15 protein-coding genes are annotated in these 18,456 nt (G+C 73.8%); 8 read left to right on the forward strand and 7 right to left on the reverse strand.

What is annotated here, in order from left to right; translation table 11 throughout:
* Positions 1–13 precede the first annotated feature (13 nt).
* Positions 14–1,198 (forward strand): folylpolyglutamate synthase/dihydrofolate synthase family protein, encoded by a 1,185-nt coding sequence (locus tag K1Y72_RS16965; protein ID WP_308287110.1) that lies wholly within the window; start codon positions 14–16, stop codon positions 1,196–1,198.
* 5 nt (positions 1,199–1,203) lie between these two features.
* On the opposite strand, the gene K1Y72_RS16970 is transcribed toward K1Y72_RS16965, so the two are convergent.
* Together K1Y72_RS16970 and K1Y72_RS16975 are read right to left on the reverse strand one after the other, a co-directional pair.
* The gene (locus K1Y72_RS16970) at positions 1,204–1,998 is read right to left on the reverse strand and encodes a hypothetical protein (RefSeq protein WP_220167320.1); all 795 of its coding nucleotides are present in this window, start codon (positions 1,996–1,998) and stop codon (positions 1,204–1,206) included.
* 89 nt (positions 1,999–2,087) lie between these two features.
* Positions 2,088–4,682, reverse strand: coding sequence for a valine--tRNA ligase (locus tag K1Y72_RS16975; protein WP_220167531.1), 2,595 nt, complete (start codon positions 4,680–4,682; stop codon positions 2,088–2,090).
* 239 nt (positions 4,683–4,921) lie between these two features.
* Here K1Y72_RS16975 and K1Y72_RS16980 point away from each other — a divergent pair, with 239 nt between their 5' ends.
* The gene (locus K1Y72_RS16980; protein ID WP_220167321.1) at positions 4,922–5,707 is read left to right on the forward strand and encodes a sensor histidine kinase; all 786 of its coding nucleotides are present in this window, start codon (positions 4,922–4,924) and stop codon (positions 5,705–5,707) included.
* Positions 5,697–6,368 carry a response regulator transcription factor gene (locus K1Y72_RS16985; protein WP_220167322.1) on the forward strand — a complete coding sequence of 224 codons (672 nt, stop codon included), beginning with the start codon at positions 5,697–5,699 and terminating at the stop codon, positions 6,366–6,368. Before K1Y72_RS16980 ends, K1Y72_RS16985 begins: the two co-directional genes overlap by 11 nt.
* Before the next feature lie 64 nt (positions 6,369–6,432).
* Here the strand turns inward: K1Y72_RS16985 and clpX are convergent, their stop codons facing one another.
* From clpX to tig, 4 genes are all read right to left on the reverse strand, one after another.
* Entirely contained in the window at positions 6,433–7,707 is a 1,275-nt protein-coding gene (clpX, locus tag K1Y72_RS16990; RefSeq protein ID WP_220167323.1) for an ATP-dependent Clp protease ATP-binding subunit ClpX, read from the reverse strand.
* Positions 7,708–7,880: 173 nt separating this feature from the next.
* Positions 7,881–8,552 (reverse strand): ATP-dependent Clp protease proteolytic subunit, encoded by a 672-nt coding sequence (locus K1Y72_RS16995; protein WP_308287111.1) that lies wholly within the window; start codon positions 8,550–8,552, stop codon positions 7,881–7,883.
* A 27-nt stretch (positions 8,553–8,579) separates the two neighbouring features.
* Complete coding sequence (locus K1Y72_RS17000) at positions 8,580–9,209, reverse strand: ClpP family protease (protein ID WP_258572568.1); 630 nt, start codon at positions 9,207–9,209, stop codon at positions 8,580–8,582.
* A 213-nt stretch (positions 9,210–9,422) separates the two neighbouring features.
* Positions 9,423–10,934 (reverse strand): trigger factor, encoded by a 1,512-nt coding sequence (gene tig / locus K1Y72_RS17005; RefSeq protein ID WP_220167324.1) that lies wholly within the window; start codon positions 10,932–10,934, stop codon positions 9,423–9,425.
* Positions 10,935–11,285: 351 nt separating this feature from the next.
* On the opposite strand from tig, the gene K1Y72_RS17010 reads away from it, so the two are divergent.
* Complete coding sequence (locus K1Y72_RS17010) at positions 11,286–12,428, forward strand: DMT family transporter (RefSeq protein ID WP_220167325.1); 1,143 nt, start codon at positions 11,286–11,288, stop codon at positions 12,426–12,428.
* Between the two features lie 52 nt (positions 12,429–12,480).
* On the opposite strand, the gene K1Y72_RS17015 is transcribed toward K1Y72_RS17010, so the two are convergent.
* Positions 12,481–14,958 (reverse strand): Tex family protein, encoded by a 2,478-nt coding sequence (locus tag K1Y72_RS17015; RefSeq protein WP_308287112.1) that lies wholly within the window; start codon positions 14,956–14,958, stop codon positions 12,481–12,483.
* Between the two features lie 156 nt (positions 14,959–15,114).
* On the opposite strand from K1Y72_RS17015, the gene K1Y72_RS17020 reads away from it, so the two are divergent.
* The 4 genes from K1Y72_RS17020 to K1Y72_RS17035 are packed head-to-tail and all read left to right on the forward strand — an operon-like array spanning position 15,115 to position 18,452.
* Positions 15,115–16,401, forward strand: coding sequence for a sensor histidine kinase (locus K1Y72_RS17020; RefSeq protein WP_308287113.1), 1,287 nt, complete (start codon positions 15,115–15,117; stop codon positions 16,399–16,401).
* Positions 16,353–16,997, forward strand: a complete 645-nt coding sequence (locus K1Y72_RS17025) for a response regulator (RefSeq protein ID WP_220167328.1) — start codon at positions 16,353–16,355, stop codon at positions 16,995–16,997. Before K1Y72_RS17020 ends, K1Y72_RS17025 begins: the two co-directional genes overlap by 49 nt.
* A 25-nt stretch (positions 16,998–17,022) precedes the next feature.
* Positions 17,023–17,496: a MarR family winged helix-turn-helix transcriptional regulator gene (locus K1Y72_RS17030; RefSeq protein ID WP_220167329.1), complete on the forward strand. Its 474-nt coding sequence runs from the start codon at positions 17,023–17,025 to the stop codon at positions 17,494–17,496.
* Between the two features lie 14 nt (positions 17,497–17,510).
* Complete coding sequence (locus K1Y72_RS17035) at positions 17,511–18,452, forward strand: LysR family transcriptional regulator (RefSeq protein ID WP_220167330.1); 942 nt, start codon at positions 17,511–17,513, stop codon at positions 18,450–18,452.
* The last annotated feature ends 4 nt before the right edge of the window (positions 18,453–18,456 follow it).

Here is an 18,456-nt window from a genome sequence, read left to right on the forward strand (position 1 = left end):
GGGGGCGGGTCAGGTGAGCGCGGACGAGGTGTTCTTCCGGGAGTGGACGGCGCGCGCGACCGGCTCGCGCCGCGACCTCGGCCGGGCGCGGGAGATGGCGGCCGCGCTCGGCGCCGCCGAGGCCGGACGGCCCGTCCTCACCGTCGTCGGGTCGAAGGGCAAGGGCACCGCGGCCGTCTACGCCTCCGCGACGCTCGCGGCGGCGGGCCTGCGGGTGTGCACCGTGACCAGCCCGGGGCTGCGCGGCAACCGCGACCGCATCCGGGTGGACGGGCGCGCCGTCGCCGAGGACGCGTTCGCTGCGCTGGCCGGACGGCTGGAGGCGGCGCTGCCGGCGGCGCCCGGCCGGGGCCACCTGTCGCCGTCCGGGCTGTTCACGCTGGCGGGCGTGCTGCACGCCGCCGACGCCGGCGCGGACGCGCTCGTGCTGGAGGCCGGCATGGGCGGCCAATCCGACGAGGTGAGCCTGTACCCGCCGCTGGTGGCGGCCATCACCCCGATCTTCGCCGAGCACCTGGGGGTGCTCGGCGACAGCGTCACCGAGATCGCCGCGGAGAAGGCCGGGATCGTCGGCCCCGGCACCCGCGCCGTGGTCGCCGCCCCGCAGTCCGCGGAGGTGGCGCGCGTCCTCGCGGGGCTGGACGGGGCGGGCGCGGAGCCGCCGCCCGCGCTGCCCGCCGCCCTGCTGCCGGCCGGGCTCGGCCGGGACGCGGCCCGCACCGGGTACGGCGCGGCGCTGCGGCTCCTCGCCGAGCTCGGGCGGCCCGGTCCGGCGCCCGCGCGGCTGCGCGCCGTCCTCGGCTCGGTCCGCCTGCCGGGCCGCCTGTCCTGGCATCGCGCCGGGGGCACCGAGGTGCTCGCCGACTCCGCCATCGACCGCCGGGGCGTCGCCGTGGCGCTCGCCGCCGCCCGCGCCCGCTGGGGCTCGGTGGACCGCGTCCTCGTCTGCCTGCCCGACCACAAGGACCTGGACGGCGCGGTCGCCGAGCTCGACGACCTGCCGGTGACCTTCGTCCGGCTGCCGCAGGAGCACCTGCGCTTCGAGCGGGCGCTGCCGGCGTCCTGGCAGGTGGTCGAGGCCGCCGACCTGGCGCTGGACGGCCTCGGGCGGCACGTCGTGGCGCTCGGCACCGTCTACTTCGTCGGCCGGGTTCTGGAGCTGGTGGGGGCCGATACCGAGAGGCTGTTCGACGTGTGAGGCGGTCAGCCGCGGTGCTCCAGGGCGGGGCGGAGGGTGCGGAGGACGGGGCTGAGGTCGCCGGTCGCGGTGGGGGCGACGGGGACGTCGGAGGCGAGGACGCCGAAGGTGTCGGCGGTCGCCCAGGCGCAGTACTGGTGGATCTCGGCGAGGACGGCGAAGCGGCCGCAGGCGGCCTTGCCGCCGCCCGCGCCCGGCTGGACGGCGTGCGCGGAGATGAAGGTCGCCGGGCGGAGCCGGGCCAGCAGCGCGGCCGGGTCGTCGATCTCGCCGGTGCCGCCGAGGAACAGCACCGAGCGGGCGCCGGCGCCGGTGTAGACGGCGGACCGGACCGGCAGGCCGAGGTCGGCAGCCCGACCCGCCACGAACGGGTAGGCGGCGCTCGCGGACGGGGCGGCGGCGGAGCGGCTCAGGCCGCCCGCGGACGCGGGGATCGCGATGCGCAGCGGCTCGGGCGACCGGTCCGCGACGAGGACGGCGGCGCCGGCGGCCGCCGCGACGGCGAGCGCCGCGGCGGCGCCGAGGACGAACGGGCGGCGAGAGCGCGGCGCGGCAGGCGGCGCGGGCGGCGCGTCGGCGGGGGCGGGCGGCGCGTCGGCGGGTGCCGCCTGGACAGGGACGTCGTGGACGAACGGCGGCGCGGCCGGCCGGTCGGGGGCGGCGGCCACCGGCAGCGGGCCGGTGCCCGCGCCGACGAGTTCCGCCGCGGGCTCGGCCGCCCACCAGGGCGGGGAGTCCGCGAACGGCGAGGCGGGCCGCTCCCCCGCGGGATCGGTCACCGCGTCCGGTGCGTCGCCCATTGCGCTCCAGGCATCCGAGATCATCCCAACAGCAACGGATCGTAACGCGCGGCGCGGCCGCCCGCAGGCGGACGGCCGGGCCGCGCGGATCAGCCGGCCGGCAGCGCCGCGAGCTGGGACTCCAGCCGCGCGATGTCGGCCTCGGCCTGCGCGAGGCGGCCGCGGTTCTTGGCGACGACGGCCTCGGGGGCCTTGGCCATGAACGCCTCGTTGCCGAGCTTCCCGCGGGTCTGCGCGGCGTCCTTGCGCGCGGCGGCCAGGTCCTTCTCCAGCCGCTTGCGCTCGGCCGCCACGTCGATGGCCCCGGCGGTGTCGAGCCGGACGACGGCCCCCTCCACCGGCAGCGAGGCGGTGGCGGTGAAGCCCTCGGCCGGCACGGTGAGGCGCAGCAGGGACCGGACGGCCTCCTCGTGCGCGACGAGCGGCGAGTCGCCCCACTCCAGCGCCGCGGCGACGCGCTGCCCGGCCTTCAGGCCCTGGTCGGCGCGGAACCGGCGGACCTCGGTGACCAGCCGCTGCAGCGACTCGACGGTCGCCTCGGCGGCCTTGTCGGCGCGCGCCCCGTCGACGGCGGGCCAGGCGGCGGTGACGACGGTCTCCGCGCCGGTCAGCGTCGTCCACAGCTCCTCGGTGACGAACGGGATCACCGGGTGCAGCATCCGCAGCAGCGTGTCCAGCACCTCGCCGAGGACGCGGCGCGTCGCGTCCGCCCGGTGGTCGTTCAGCTGCACCTTGGACAGCTCGACGTACCAGTCGCAGACCTCGTCCCACGCGAAGTGGTAGAGGGTCTCGCACGCCTTGGCGAACTCGTAGGACTCCAGGTAGCCGTCCACATCGGCGACGACGGTCTGCAGCCGCGACAGGATCCAGGCGTCGACGGTGGTCAGCTCGGCGGGCAGGTCCCCGCGCACGTGCGCGCCGTTCATCAGCGCGAACCGCGTCGCGTTGAACAGCTTGTTGCAGAAGTTGCGCGAGCCCTGCGCCCAGTCCTCGGCGACCGGGACGTCGCCGCCGGGGTTCGCGCCGCGCAGCAGCGTGAAGCGGGTGGCGTCGGCGCCGTAGCGGTCGATCCAGTCCAGCGGGTCGACGACGTTGCCGAACGACTTGGACATCTTCTTGCCGTTCTGGTCGCGGACCATGCCGTGCAGGGCGATGGCCTCGAACGGCACGACGCCGTCCATCGCGTACAGCCCGAACATCATCATCCGGGCGACCCAGAAGAACAGGATGTCGTAGCCGGTGACCAGCACCGACGTCGGGTAGAAGCGCGCCAGGTCGGCGCCCTCCTCGGGCCAGCCGAGGGTGGAGAACGGCCAGAGCGCCGAGGAGAACCAGGTGTCGAGGACGTCGGGGTCCCGCGTCCAGCCCGCCGGGGCCTCCTCGTCCGGCCCCGGGCAGACGACCTCGCCGTCCGGCCCGTACCAGACGGGGATGCGGTGGCCCCACCAGAGCTGCCGGCTGATGCACCAGTCGTGCATGTTGTCGACCCACTCGAAGTAGCGGGGCGCCATCTCCGGCGGGTGGATCGCGGTGCGGCCGTCGCGGACGGCGTCGCCCGCCGCCCTGGCGAGCGGCGCGACCTTGACGAACCACTGCAGCGAGACGCGCGGCTCGACGACGGTCTGGCAGCGCTGGCAGTGCCCGACCGCGTGCAGGTAGGGCCGGACCTCCTTGACGATCCGCCCGTCCTCGCGGAGCGCGGCGACGACGGCGGGCCGCGCCTCGAAGCGGTCCAGGCCCTGGAACGGGCCGGGCGCGGTGATGACGCCGCGCTCGTCCATGACCGACAGCGACGGCAGGTCGTGGCGGCGGCCGATCTCGAAGTCGTTCGGGTCGTGCGCCGGGGTGACCTTGACGGCGCCGGTGCCGAACGCCGGGTCGACGTGCTCGTCGGCGACGATCGGGATGCGGCGGCCGGTCAGCGGCAGCTCGACCTCGGTGCCGACCAGGTGCTTGTACCGGTCGTCGTCGGGGTGGACGGCGACGGCGGTGTCGCCGAGCATCGTCTCGGCGCGCGTGGTGGCGACGACGAGGTCGTCGGAGTAGCGGATGGAGACGAGCTCGCCCTCGCGCTCGGCGTGCTCGACCTCGATGTCCGACAGGGCCGTCAGGCAGCGCGGGCACCAGTTGATGATGCGCTCGGCGCGGTAGATCAGGCCGTCGTCGAACAGCCGCTTGAAGATGGTGCGGACGGCGCGGGCGCGCCGGTCGTCCATGGTGAACGCCTCGCGCGACCAGTCGACGCTGTCGCCGAGGCGGCGCATCTGGCCGAGGATGCGGCCGCCGGACTCGGCCTTCCACTTCCACACCCGGTCGACGAACGCCTCGCGGCCGAGGTCGTGGCGGGACAGGCCCTCCTTGGCCAGCTCGCGCTCGACGACGTTCTGCGTGGCGATGCCGGCGTGGTCCATGCCGGGCACCCAGAGGGTCTCGTAGCCCTGCATGCGGCGGCGGCGGACCAGGGCGTCCTGGATGGAGTGGTCCAGGGCGTGGCCCATGTGCAGCGAGCCGGTGACGTTCGGCGGCGGGATCACGATCGAGTACGACGGCGCGTCCGGCCGCCGCGCCGCGTCGGCGCCGAAGTAGCCCGCGGATACCCAGCGCTCGTAAAGCCTGCCCTCGACGTTAGCCGGTTGGTACTTCGTGGGCAGGTCGACGTCGGCGGCCTCCGGGCCGCGCTCCATGCTGGGCTGAGTCACGGGACCGGATTCTACGGGGAACGGGGCGGTGGCACGTGCCGTGCGAACCTTCCCGCCCGCTCGCGCGTCCTACTGCGTGAACGGGCCGCACCGGCCGCCCCACCCGAAATGATCATTCCGGTTCCCGCCGCGGTCGGGACACCGGTCACCTGACATCGGGTCACCGCCTGCTTCAGGCTGGCAGTCCACACGTCGAGGGGACGCCGGCCGGGAGGTGGTGCGGGATGCGAGCGCTGCTGGCGCGCGCCACGGGCCTGGCGGGCGCGTTCGCCGCGGGCGCCGCCGTCGCGCACCTGACGAGCATCCCCCACCTGCTGCGGCTCACCTCCGACCTGCAGCGCTCGCGCGAGCGCATCCTCGCCACCCGCGAGGAGGAGCGCCGCCGGCTCCGCAACGACCTGCACGACGACCTCGGCCCGACGCTCGCCAGCCTGGCGATGTCGCTGGACGCCGCGCGGCTCACCCTCGGCGGGGAGCCCGAGCGGATCGAGCCGGTGCTGACCGAGCTGCGCGACCGCCTCGCCACCGCCGTCGGGGAGATCCGCGAGCTGGCGCACGGGCTGCGGCCGCCCGCCCTGGACGACCTCGGCCTCGTCGCGGCCGTCGAGTCCCTCGCCGAGGGCGCCGCCGACCGCGTCGACGTCCGCTTCGACGGCGACCCCGAGGGGCTGCCCGCGGCCGTCGAGGTCGCCGCGTACTGGATCGTCTCCGAGGCCGTCGCCAACGTCCGCAAGCACGCCCGCGCGGCGACCGCGCTCGTCCTGGTGAGCCGCGACGCCGACCTGCACCTGATGATCGCCGACTCGGGCGTCGGGCTGCCCGAGCAGGCCCGCGGCGCGGGCCCCGGCGGGCTCGCCGCCATGCGCGAGCTCGCCGCCGAGGTCGGCGGGACCTGCACCATCACCTCGCGGACGGGCGGCGGCACCATCGTCGCGGCCCGGCTCCCGCTGGCGGTGCCCGCGTATCATCGGCCACCGAACGGGAAGGGCGGGCGGGGACATGAGCGCTGACGCGATCCGGGTCCTGATCACCGACGATCATCCGGTGTTCCGGCAGGGCCTGAAGGGCCTGCTCCAGGCGCTCGGCGGCATCGACGTCGCCGCCGAGGCCGAGAGCGGCCCCGAGGCGGTCCGCCTCGCCGCCGAGCTGCAGCCCGACGTCGTCGTCATGGACCTGCACATGCCCGGCGGCAACGGCATCGAGGCGACCCGCACCATCACCCGCACGAGCCCGCGCATCGGCGTCCTCGTCCTCACCATGTTCCGCGACGACGACTCGGTGTTCGCGGCGATGCGCGCGGGCGCCCGCGGCTACCTGCTGAAGGAGTCGGGCGCCGAGGAGATCGCCCGCGCCGTCCGCGCGGTCGCCGCCGGCGAGGCCATCTACGGGCCCGAGATCGCCCGCCGCGTCCTCACCTACTTCACCGACATGCCCGACCCGCGGCAGGCCGCGTTCCCGCAGCTCACCGAGCGCGAGCGGGAGGTCCTGGAGCTGATCGCGCAGGGCCGCAGCAACTCCGAGATCGCCGCGACGCTGTTCCTCAGCCAGAAGACGGTCCGCAACCACGTGTCGAACATCTTCATGAAGCTGCACGTCGCCGACCGCGCCCAGGCGATCGTCCTGGCCCGCGAGGCCGGCCTCGGCGAGTCCGCCAAGAACGCCCCCGCCTGACCCCGGACGCGCGAACGGCCCCGGACGCGGCGTCCGGGGCCGTTCGCGCGTGCCGTGCTAGGCGCTAGGCGCTCTTCTCGCGCGGCTCGCGCTTGCTGCGCTCGCGCGGCACCAGGGTCGGGTTCACGTGCTCCAGGACGGCCTCGCGCGTGATGACGACACGGGCCACGTCGACCCGGGACGGCACCTCGTACATGACCGACAGGAGGACCTCCTCCATGATGGCGCGCAGCCCGCGGGCGCCGGTCCCGCGCAGGATCGCCTGGTCCGCGATCGCCTCCAGGGCGTCGTCGGTGAACTCCAGGTCCACCCCGTCGAGCTCGAACAGCCGGTGGTACTGGCGCACCAGGGCGTTCTTCGGCTCGGTCAGGATGTTGATCAGCGCTTCCCGGTCCAGGTTGTGCACGCTGGTGATGACCGGCAGCCGCCCGATGAACTCCGGGATCATCCCGAACTTCAGCAGGTCCTCGGGCATCACGTCGGCGAGGTGGGCCGAGGAGGCGCTGAACTCGGTCTTGGAGCGGATCACCGCGCCGAAGCCCATGCCCTGCTTGCCGACCCGCGACTCGACGATCTTCTCCAGGCCGGCGAACGCGCCGCCGCAGATGAACAGCACGTTGGTGGTGTCGATCTGGATGAACTCCTGGTGGGGGTGCTTGCGGCCGCCCTGCGGCGGCACGCTCGCGGTGGTCCCCTCCAGGATCTTCAGCAGCGCCTGCTGGACGCCCTCCCCTGAGACGTCCCGGGTGATCGACGGGTTCTCGCTCTTGCGGGCGATCTTGTCGACCTCGTCGATGTAGATGATCCCGGTCTCGGCCTTCTTGACGTCGTAGTCGGCCGCCTGGATCAGTTTCAGGAGGATGTTCTCGACATCCTCGCCGACATATCCGGCCTCCGTCAGCGCCGTGGCGTCCGCGATCGCGAACGGGACGTTGAGGAGTTTGGCGAGCGTCTGCGCGAGCAGCGTCTTCCCGGATCCGGTGGGACCGAGCAGCAGGATGTTCGACTTGGCCAGCTCGACCGCGTCGTCCCGGCCGGTGTCACCGGACTGGATCCGCTTGTAGTGGTTGTAGACGGCGACCGAAAGCGCCTTTTTGGCCGTCTCCTGCCCGATGACGTAGCCGTCGAGGAACTCGTAGATCTCGCGCGGCTTGGGCAGGCTGTCCCACTTGAGGTCGGAGGTCTCGGAGAGCTCCTCCTCGATGATCTCGTTACAGAGATCGATGCACTCGTCGCAGATGTACACGCCCGGGCCCGCGATGAGCTTCTTGACCTGCTTCTGGCTCTTTCCGCAGAACGAGCACTTCAGCAGGTCACCACCGTCGCCGATGCGTGCCACCCAACTGTCTCCTTTTCGTGGGGCCGCCCGCCTGAGAGGTTGCGGCGCAGCTGCGTTGCGTCCCGAAGGCTCTCGACGTTGGAATCGACGTTACCGTCTCCAACGGGGTTGGTAAGCCCCCGGCCCGGAAGAAGGACGACCGGGCAGGGGATCACCCACATCCATGCGTCGTCTCAGGACGACACTACCTCTGCTTTACGCTTCCTGCTGACGAAGACATCGTCGATCAGCCCGTAGGTCTTGGCCTCGTCGGCCGTGAGGATCTTGTCGCGCTCGATGTCCTTGCGGACTTCCTCCAGGCTCTTGCCGCTGTGCTGGGACAGGATCGTCTCCAGCAGGTCGCGGATCCGCATGATCTCGCGGGCCTGGATCTCGATGTCGCTGGACTGCCCGTAGGTGCCCTCGGTCGCGGGCTGGTGGATCAGGATCCGCGAGTTCGGCAGCGCGGCGCGCTTGCCGGGCGTGCCGGCGGCGAGCAGCACGGCCGCGGCCGAGGCGGCCTGGCCGATGCAGACCGTCTGCACGTCGGGCTTGACGAACTGCATCGTGTCGTAGATCGCCGTCATGGCGGTGAAGGAGCCGCCGGGCGAGTTGATGTAGATGCTGATGTCGCGGTCGGGGTCGATCGACTCCAGCGTGATCAGCTGGGCCATCACGTCGTTGGCCGACGCGTCGTCGATCTGCACGCCGAGGAAGATGATGCGCTCCTCGAACAGCTTGTTGTACGGGTTCATCTCCTTGACGCCGTACGTGGTGCGCTCGACGAACGACGGGATGATGTAGCGGTTGTCCACCTGGGGTGCCAGGCCGCCCGCGTGGATCTGGGGACGGATCAGGTCGCTCACTTCAGTGCCTCCGTAGGTCTTCGGTCGTCAGGAGACGGGGCCCGCGGAGGGCACCTGGGTGGCGCTCAGCACCACGTGGTCGACGAGGCCGTAGTCCTTGGCCTCGTCGGCGGTGAACCAGCGGTCGCGGTCGGAGTCGGCCTCGATCTGCTCGAGGGACTGGCCGGTGTGCTCGGCGATCTTCTCGGCGAGCGTCTTCTTGACGTACAGCATCTGCTCGGCCTGGATCTTGATGTCGGAGGCCGTGCCGCCGATGCCGCCGGACGGCTGGTGCATCATGATCCGCGCGTGCGGGAGCGCGTAGCGCTTGCCCGGCGTGCCGGCGCAGAGCAGGAACTGCCCCATGGACGCCGCGAGGCCCATGCCGACCGTCACGATGTCGTTCGGCACGTACTGCATGATGTCGTAGATCGCCATGCCGGCCGTGACCGAGCCGCCGGGCGAGTTGATGTAGAGCGTGATGTCGCGCCGGCCGTCGTCGGCGGCCAGCAGCAGGAGCTCGGCGCAGATGCGGTTGGCGATGTCGTCGTCGACCTGCTGGCCGAGGAAGACGATGCGCTCGCGCAGGAGCCGCTGGAAGAGCTGGTCCCCCAGGGGCAGCAGGGGCGCCTCGGCGACCCGCGCCTGGACCTGGGACGACTCGAAAGTCGGAGGCATGTGCACCGGGTGTTCCTCCGGTCCTTTAATCGGTACGGATGATTGGACATTAACGCGCCCGCCACCCCGCTTAAGCCCGGAGGGCCGCCTTTTCGCCAGGGGCGTATCCGGGCTTGAAGATCCCGCAAAGGGGGACGCCCCGCATCCGCCGGTGCGGATGCGGGGCGTGCCCGGTGACGTGCTATGAGGCCCCTGCGGGCCCCGGGCGGACGCTCAGGCGTCCTTCTTGGCGGCGGCGTCGATCTCGGCGTCGACGGCGGCGGACGCGTCGGCGTTCGCCTCCTTCGCCGCCAGCGCGTCGGCCTCGTCGGCCTGCTGCGCGTCGGCGGCGGCGTCGGCGATCTCCTGCGCCTCCTCGGCGGCCTCCTCGCCGGCGGCCTCGACGGTCTCGCCCGCCGCGGCGTTCAGCTCGTTCTGGACCGTCTCGGGGTCGATGACGTTGCCGGACTCGTCCTTGATGGTGACGTTCTCCACCACCAGGTTGAGCGCCTTGCTGCGCAGCACCTCGGCGACGATCGCGGGGAGCTGGTTGTTCTGCGTCAGGTACTCGGCGAGCTGCTGCGGCGCGACGCCCATCTGCATGGCCTGGGTGACGACGTACTCCGACAGCTCCTCGTTCTCGACGCCGAGCTCCTCCTGGACGGCGAGCTGGTCGAGGACGAAGCCGCCCTTGACGGCGAGGGTCGCGGCGGAGCGGACGTCGGCGTCGAACTCCTCCTCGGTCTTGCCCTCGTCGGCCAGGTAGGCCTCCTTGGTCATGCCGGACATGGCGAGCTGCTGCTCCAGCTGCTGGAAGCGGCGGTTCACCTCGTCGTCGACGACCGCGTCGGGCAGCGGGATCTCGACCTTCTCCAGCAGGGCCTCCAGCGCCTTGTCGCGGGCGTCGGAGAGCTGCTGCAGCTTGACCTGGCGGCCGAGGCGGGTGCGCACGTCCGCGCGCAGCTCCTCGACGGTGTCGAACTCCGAGGCCATCTGCGCGAACTCGTCGTCGGCCGCGGGCAGGTCCTTGGTCTTCACCGACTGGACGGTGACGGTGACCTCGGCCTCCTCGCCCGCGCGCTCGCCGCCGGCGAGGGGCGCGGTGAAGGTCTTGCTGTCGCCGGCCGACAGGCCCGTGACGGCGTCGTCGAGGCCCTCGATGGCCGAGCCGCTGCCGACCTCGTAGGAGTAGCCGCTGGTGGCGGCGTCCTCGACGGTCTCGCCGTCGATGACGGCGGTGAGGTCGATCGTGGCGAAGTCGCCGGACTCGGCGGGCCGCTCGACGGTGGTGAGGGAGGCGAAGCGCTCGCGCAGGTTGCCGAGGGTCTCCTCGACCTGCTCCTCGGTGACCTCGGCGTCGTCGACGACGACCTCGATGCCGTCGTAGTCGGGCACGTCGAACTTCGGCCGGATGTCGACCTCGGCGGTGAACGCGAACTGCTCGCCGTCGTTCAGCTCGGTGACCTCGACGTCGGGCTGGCCGAGCACGAAGATCTCGGTCTCCTCGACGGCGCGCCCGTACAGCTCGGGCAGCGCGTCGTTCACGGCCTCCTGCAGGACGGCACCCCGGCCGACGTACTTGTCGATCAGCGGGGCGGGGACCTTGCCGGGCCGGAAGCCCTTGATCCGCACCTGCTGCGAGATCTCCTTGTACGCCTTGTCGAGGTTCGGCTTGAGCTCGTCGAACGGAACCTCGACGGTGAGCTTGACCCGGGTGGGGGTCAGCTCCTCGACATCGGTCTTCACTGGGGTGTGTCTCCTTGATCGGGCGCTGTCTCGGCCGCGGCGTTCGACGCGTGCTCAGCCATCGGTCCCGCCATCGGCACCTTCAGGCTCTCGGGCGGGCGCGGGCACGCCGAAGAACCGGCACCGCGCCTCCGCGCGCCAAGTCTATGGGGTCGCGGCGCTTCCTGCGGACACGGCGGGGACATCGCGGGAACGATCACACGGGTGATCGACCGGCCGCGGACCGCGCGGGGGTGCGCGGCGGGGTGCGGCCGGCGCTCGCGACGCCTATCCGCCCATTGTTGCACGCACGTTTCGCGCTCCGACCTGCACGTGTGACATAACGCACGGTGTCCTCCATACTCGTCCGGGATGAACGGGATAGTTGCGGCTTTCGCGGCCACCGCGCTGTACTACCTCGGCTTCGCCCTTTTCAAGATCGCGGCGGACCGGATGGCACCGCTGCGGGGCAACCGGATCCTGCACATGATCTGGACGATCCTGTCGAGCTGGGTCTTCCTCATCGCGCTGGCCCTGGTGCTCGGCGGGCTCAGCCTGCAGATCCTCGCGCTGGCCAAGCTGTCGCTCGGCGTCGCGGTGCCGATCTTCATGTCCGGGGTGCTGCCGCTGATCGTCATCGCGATGGTCTGGTTCGGCGACCGGCTGACCGCCCGCGAGTGGCTCAGCCTGGCGCTCATCGGCGTCGCGATCCTGCTGCTGGCCGCCTCCATCGGGCACCCGCCGCCGATCCACGCGGTGGACGTGCCGGCCTGGAAGCTCGCCGTCTCGCTCGCCCCGGCGGTGGTGGTGCCGCTCGCGGTGCTGGTGTTCGAGGACCACCGGCCCGACGGCCGGCACGCCCGCCCGGTCACCGGCATCGCCTACGGCCTGTCGTCGGGGTTCCCGGTCGGCACCGCCGAGCTGGCGATCAAGGGGTGGGCCGACCACGGGCACCTCGGCCTCGGCATCCTCGCCACCGCCTACCCCTACATCACGGTCCTGTCGGCGGCGATCGGCTTCGGCATCATGGTCGCGGCGTTCCAGCGCTGCCGGGTGACGATCGTGGCGGCCGTCATGACGGTCAGCGCCAAGACCTACCTGCTGCTGATGGGCACCTTCCTGTACGGGGAGCAGTGGCCGTCGGGCGGCCTGCACGGGCTGCTGCGCCTGGTCGCGCTCGCCGTCGCCGTCGCCGCCGTCCTGCAGTTCCCCCGGCACCGGCCGCTCGCCCAGCACGAGGCGTACGAGCCCGAGGCGGTCGCGCCCGCCCAGGATCCGTTCGGCGGCCCCGCCCACCGGCGCCCGACGTCGGGCCTGTCGCCCCTGGACGGCGGGATCCTGGCGGCGCCGTCGCAGGAGCCCTACCCGCAGCCGCCGCAGCCTCCCCAGCAGCCGCCGCAGCGCAGCCCCTACGCGCAGGACCCGCTCGGCCAGTACAGGCCACCGCCGCATTCCCGGCAGCAGCTGCCGCGCCAGCCGATCCGCGGGCCGCAGGACCCGGACGAGCGAGGCTGAGCGGACGCGGAGGCCCCGTCACCCGGAATCCGGGGGACGGGGCCTCGTCGCGTCAGCGGCCCTTGCGGTCCTGGCGGGGCAGGCCCTTGTCGAGGCCGGCGCGGCGCAGCGCGTCGGCCATCGCGCCGCTGCCGCCGCCGCCCTGCGGCTCGCGGCGGGCTCCCCCGCCGCCGCCCTGGCCCCGGCCGCCCTGGCCGCGCCCGCCGCCGCCTTGGCCGCGCCCGCCGCCCTGGTTCCGGCCGCCGCCGCCTTCCGGACGGGCGCCCTCGGGACGGCCCGGACGGCCGCCGCGGCGGGCGCCCTCGGGGGCGTCCTCCAGGCGCAGCGTCAGCGAGATCCGCTTGCGCGGCAGGTCGACGTCCAGGACCCGCACCCGGACGATGTCGCCGGGCTTGACGACGTCGCGCGGATCGGCCACGAACTTGTCCGACATGGCGGAGATGTGCACCAGGCCGTCCTGGTGGACGCCGACGTCCACGAACGCGCCGAACGCGGCGACGTTGGTGACGACGCCCTCCAGCAGCATCCCCTTCTCCAGGTCCGACAGCTTGTCGACGCCCTCCTTGAAGGTGGCCGTCTTGAACGCCGGGCGCGGGTCGCGGCCGGGCTTGTCGAGCTCGGCGAGGATGTCGGTGACGGTCGGCAGCCCGAAGGTGCCGTCGACGAAGTCGGCGGGCCGCAGCCCGCGCAGCACGGCGGTGTTGCCGACGAGGCCCTTGAGGTCGCCGCCGGCGGCGTCCAGGATGCGCCGGACGACCGGGTAGGACTCGGGGTGGACGGCCGAGGCGTCCAGCGGGTCGTCGCCGCCGGGGATGCGCAGGAATCCGGCGCACTGCTCGAACGCCTTGGCGCCGAGCCGCGGCACCTCCTTCAGCCCGCTCCGGCTGCGGAAGGGGCCGTTGGCGTCGCGGTGGGCGACGATGTTCTCGGCGAGGCCGGTGCCGATGCCCGACACGCGGGTGAGCAGCGGCGCCGACGCGGTGTTGACGTCCACGCCGACGGCGTTCACGCAGTCCTCGACGACGGCGTCCAGCGACCGCGACAGCTTCACCTCCGACAGGTCGTGCTGGTACTGGCCGACCCCGATGGACTTGGGGTCGATCTTCACCAGCTCGGCCAGCGGGTCCTGGAGGCGGCGGGCGATGGAGACCGCGCCGCGCAGCGAGACGTCCATGCCGGGCAGCTCGCGGCCGGCGTACTCCGACGCCGAGTACACCGACGCGCCCGCCTCCGACACCATGATCTTGGTGAGGTTCAGGTCGGGGTGGCGGGCGATGAGGTCGGCGGCGAGCTTGTCGGTCTCGCGCGAGGCCGTGCCGTTGCCGATGGACACCAGGTCCACCTCGTGCTCGCGGGCGAGGCGGGCGAGCGTCTCGATCGACTCGTCCCAGCGGCGGCGCGGCTCGTGCGGGAAGATCGTGTCGGTGGCGACGACCTTGCCGGTGCCGTCCACGACCGCGACCTTGACGCCGGTGCGCAGGCCCGGGTCGAGGCCCATGGTGGCGCGGGTGCCGGCGGGCGCGGCGAGCAGCAGGTCGCGCAGGTTCGCGGCGAACACCTTGACGGCCTCGTCCTCGGCCTCCTGGCGCAGCCGGGTGCGCAGGTCGATGCCGAGGTGGACCAGGATGCGGGTGCGCCAGGCCCAGCGGACGGCGTCCAGCAGCCACCTGTCGGCGGCGCGGCCCTGGTCGCGGACGCCGAACCGGCGGGCGATCTCGATCTCGTAGGACGAGCGGGCGGGCGCGTCGTCGCCGGTCTCCTCCGGCTCCAGGTCGAGGTCGAGGACCTCCTCCTTCTCGCCGCGCAGCAGCGCGAGGACGCGGTGCGAGGGCAGCTTGGCGAAGGGCTCGGCGAAGTCGAAGTAGTCGGAGAACTTGGCCCCGGCCTCCTCCTTGCCCGCGCGGACCCTGGACACCATGCGGCCGGTCGTCCACATCTTCTCGCGGAGCGCGCCGATGAGGTCGGCGTCCTCGGCGAACCGCTCGACGAGGATGGCGCGGGCGCCCTCCAGCGCGGCGGCCGCGTCGGCGACGCCCTTGCCGGCGTCGACGTAGCCGGCGGCGGTGGCCTGGGGGTCCTGCGACGGGTCGCCGAACAGCGCGTCGGCGAGCGGCTCCAGGCCGGCCTCGCGGGCGATCTGCGCCTTGGTGCGCCGCTTCGGCTTGTAGGGCAGGTAGATGTCCTCCAGGCGGGCCTTGGCGTCGGCGGCCATGATCTGGGCGCGCAGCTCGCCGGTCAGCTTGCCCTGGGACTCGATGGACTCCAGGATCGCCGCCCGCCGCTCGTCCAGCTCGCGCAGGTAGCGCAGGCGCTCCTCCAGCGCCCGCAGCTGGGCGTCGTCGAGGGCGCCGGTCGCCTCCTTGCGGTAGCGGGCGATGAACGGGACGGTGGAGCCGCCGTCGAGCAGGTCCACCGCGACGCGCACCTGGTTCTCGCGGACGCCGAGCTCGGCGGCGATCCGCTGCGTGACCGGGGGCGGGCCGCCCGCGGCGGCCTGGTCGTCGGCGGGCTGGTTGATGGTCGCTGTCACGTGTTCGATTCGCTTTCTCCCCTGGATGTCGCCTCGCATTCTCGCGGTTCGGGGGCCGCTTGTCGCCCCGCGCGCGGAACAGGACCCCTCCCGGACGCGGCGATGGTGGGCCTGGCACCACTGCCGCGGGCGCCCGGGCCGCCGCAGAATGGGGGCGTGACGGAGTTCCTGGCGAAGACGGTCCGGCGGGCCTGGACGGTGGGCGTGCGCGGTCTCGTGCAGGCCGTCCTCTCCCAGGCGGCGTGCATCCCGCTGTTCGTGGTGACGGTGGTGTCGATCGCGCTGCTCCCGGTCGGCGCCGGCCTGTTCCTGCTGCCCGCCGCCGTCCTCGCGACGCGCGCGCTGGCGGACCGGCAGCGGGCGTGGGCGGCCGAGTGGTCGGGAGTGGACGTCCCCTCCCCCTACCGGCCGCTGCCCCCGGCCGGGTCGCCGTTCCGGCGGGTCGCGGCGATGCTGCGCGACCCGGCGACCTGGCGGGACCTGCTGTGGACGCTCCTCAACGTCCCCGTCGGGCTGCTGCTCGGGCTGCTGCCCGCCGCGCTCGTGGTGTACGGCGTCGAGGGCGTCGCCGTCGCCCCCTGGATCGGGCACGTCGCCACGTTCGGCTGGGGCCCGTTCTGGATGCTGGACGACTGGGGGATCGTCGGGTCGGTCGGGTCGATCGCCCTCGGCGCCCTGCTGGTCGTGCTGGGCGCGGCGCTCGGCGAGGGGATCCTGAAGGGGCACGCGCTGTTCAACCGGTCGCTGCTCGCGCCGACGCGGGGCGCGCTCGCCGCGCGCGTCCGGGAGCTCACCGCGACCCGCGCCGACGCCGTGGACGCCTCGGCCGCCGAGCTGCGCCGCATCGAGCGCGACCTGCACGACGGCGCGCAGGCGCGGCTCGTCGCGCTCAGCATGCACATCGGGCTCGCCGAGGAGCTGATGAAGCGCGACCCCGACGCCGCCCGCGGGCTGCTGGCCGAGGCCCGCGCCGCGAGCGGCCAGGCCCTCACCGAGCTGCGCGACCTGGTGCGCGGCATCCACCCGCCGGTGCTCGCCGAGCGCGGCCTGGACGGCGGGGTGCGGGCGCTCGCGCTCACCCTGCCGATCCCGGTGGACGTGCGGATCGGCCTGCGGGGCCGCACCGACGCGCCGGTGGAGTCGGCCGCCTACTTCGCGGTGGCCGAGATGCTCGCCAACGTCGTCAAGCACAGCGGCGCGCGGCGCGCGTGGGTGCAGATCGAGCAGGATCCGGACCGGCTGGTGCTGCTGGTCGGCGACGACGGCGCGGGCGGCGCCGACCCCGCGCAGGGCGGCGGCATGCGCGGCATCGAACGGCGGCTGGCGGCGTTCGATGGGACGATGGCGGTGACCAGTCCCCCCGGCGGGCCGACCGTCGTGACCATGGAGCTGCCGTGCGCGTCGTCATCGCCGAGGACCTCGCCCTCCTCCGGGACGGGCTGATCCGCCTGCTGGAGGCGTTCGGGTTCGAGGTGGTGGAGGCCGTCGACAACGGCCCGTCGCTGCTCCGCGCGCTCACCGCGCACCGGCCCGACGTCGCGGTGGTGGACGTGCGGCTGCCGCCGACCTTCACCGACGAGGGGCTGGCGGCGGCGCTCGCCGCCCGCCGGGAGGTCCCGGGCCTGCCGGTGCTGGTGCTGTCCCAGCACGTCGAGCGGCTCTACGCCCGCGAGCTGCTCACCGACGGCTCGGGCGGCATCGGCTACCTGCTGAAGGACCGGGTGTCGGACGTCGGCCAGTTCGTCGACGCGGTCCGCCGCGTCGCCGCCGGCGGCACCGCCCTGGACCCCGACGTCGTCGCGCAGCTCCTCACCCGCCGCGCCCGCGAGGAGCCGCTGCAGATGCTGACGCCGCGCGAGCGCGAGGTGCTCGGGCTGATGGCCGAGGGCCGCTCCAACGCCGCGATCGCGAGCGCGCTGTTCGTCACCGACAAGGCGATCGGCAAGCACACCAACAACATCTTCGCCAAGCTCGGGCTGCCGGTGTCGGAGGACGACAACCGCCGCGTCCTCGCGGTGCTGGCCTACCTCGGCGTGTAGCGCCGCCTGGTCTAGGGTCGTGCGCATGCCGACCGAGGATCCGCCGGGGTTCGAGCTGCCGCTCCGCCTGTTCCTGGCCTTCCGCACGATCATCGACGAGGCGCACGCCGAGCTCGCCGCGCACGGCCACCCGCACCTGAAGCCGCTGCACGGGTTCGTCTTCCAGGCGATCGGGCCGCGCGGCAGCACCGCGGTCGAGCTCGGGCAGCGGCTCGGTGTCACCAAGCAGGCGGCGGGCAAGACGATCGACGCGCTGGAGCGCCTCGGGTACGTCGAGCGGAGCCGCGACCCGCTGGACGCGCGCCGCAAGGTCGTCCGCCTCACCCCGCACGGCTCCGACGCGCTCGCCCGCTCCGAGCGCGCCTTCGACGCCGCCCGCGCCCGCTGGGCCGCCGCCCTCGGCGACGGCCGGCTGCGCGACGTCGAGGACGCCCTCCGCACGATGACGCCCGACGACCTGTGGCGCCTGGACGTGCCCGGCTGGTTCGGCATGTCCTGAGCGCGCGCCCGTCAATGGATCTGGATCTGGCGCAGGTGCGGGCGTTCGTCGCGGTGGCCGGGACGCGGCACTTCGGGCGCGCGGCGGCGGAGCTGGCGGTGACGCAGCAGGCGCTGTCCAAGCGCGTCGCGCGCCTGGAGGAGCGGCTCGGCGCCCGGCTGCTGGAGCGCGGGCAGGGCGTGGAGCTCACCGCGACCGGACGGCGGTTCCTGGAGCCCGCGCGCCGCGCCCTGGCCGCCGCCGACGCCGCCGTGGCGGCCGTCCGCGCGGACGGCCGCCCGCTGCGGGTGGACGTGTGGGGCCACCTGTACGACCCCGCCCGCACGATCAGCGAGGCCATCGCGGCCGGCGCCGCGCCGGCCGTCGAGCTCGGCCGGGCCCGCGACCTGCCCTCCGTCGTGGAGGCGCTGCTGCGCGGCGAGACCGACGCCGGGTTCGGGCGGGTGCACGCGACCGGGCACCCGCGCGGGGACGCCCTCGCGCACCGGCCCGTCCGCCTCGAACCGGTGGACGCCCTGCTCGGCGCGGACCATCCCCTCGCGGGCCGGGACGTGCTGCGCCCCGCCGACCTCGGCGGCTCGCGGCTGCTGTTCCCCGCCGCCGCCGAGCGGCTGGACTTCCTGCGCGCCTTCGCCGACCGGTTCGGCGTCGACGACCGCGCCGAGGGCGTCAACCTCGGTGCCGGGCACCTGCTGGCGACGGTGCGCGACGTCCCCGGCGCGTTCACGCTGCTGCCCGCCGACGCGCGCCTGCCGGACGTGCCGGGCGTCCGCGCGGTCCCGCTGGCGGACCCGACGCCGCTGTACGCGTGGTCGCTGGTCTGGGACGCCGCCGCCCGGCACCCGGAGCTGCCCGCGCTGCTGCGCTCCCTCGCCGAGACCGGCCGCGCCCGCCGCTGGCTGGAGTACGACCCCGCCCGCGACTGGCTGCCGCCCGGCGACGCGGCCGCGCTCTAAGATC

It is taken from the genome of Actinomadura parmotrematis, assembly GCF_019458805.1.
GTDB lineage: Bacteria > Actinomycetota > Actinomycetes > Streptosporangiales > Streptosporangiaceae > Spirillospora > Spirillospora parmotrematis.

Excerpts from the sequence above, each read along its gene's own strand:
- K1Y72_RS17010 (WP_220167325.1), top strand. The coding sequence starts at position 11,286 with ATGAACGGGATAGTTGCGGCTTTCGCGGCCACCGCGCTGTACTACCTC.
- K1Y72_RS16985 (WP_220167322.1), top strand. The coding sequence starts at position 5,697 with ATGAGCGCTGACGCGATCCGGGTCCTGATCACCGACGATCATCCGGTG.
- K1Y72_RS16970 (WP_220167320.1), bottom strand. The coding sequence starts at position 1,998 with ATGGGCGACGCACCGGACGCGGTGACCGATCCCGCGGGGGAGCGGCCC.
- K1Y72_RS17000 (WP_258572568.1), bottom strand. The coding sequence starts at position 9,209 with ATGCCTCCGACTTTCGAGTCGTCCCAGGTCCAGGCGCGGGTCGCCGAG.
- K1Y72_RS17030 (WP_220167329.1), top strand. The coding sequence starts at position 17,023 with ATGCCGACCGAGGATCCGCCGGGGTTCGAGCTGCCGCTCCGCCTGTTC.
- K1Y72_RS17035 (WP_220167330.1), top strand. The coding sequence starts at position 17,511 with ATGGATCTGGATCTGGCGCAGGTGCGGGCGTTCGTCGCGGTGGCCGGG.
- K1Y72_RS16980 (WP_220167321.1), top strand. The coding sequence starts at position 4,922 with ATGCGAGCGCTGCTGGCGCGCGCCACGGGCCTGGCGGGCGCGTTCGCC.
- K1Y72_RS16975 (WP_220167531.1), bottom strand. The coding sequence starts at position 4,682 with ATGGAGCGCGGCCCGGAGGCCGCCGACGTCGACCTGCCCACGAAGTAC.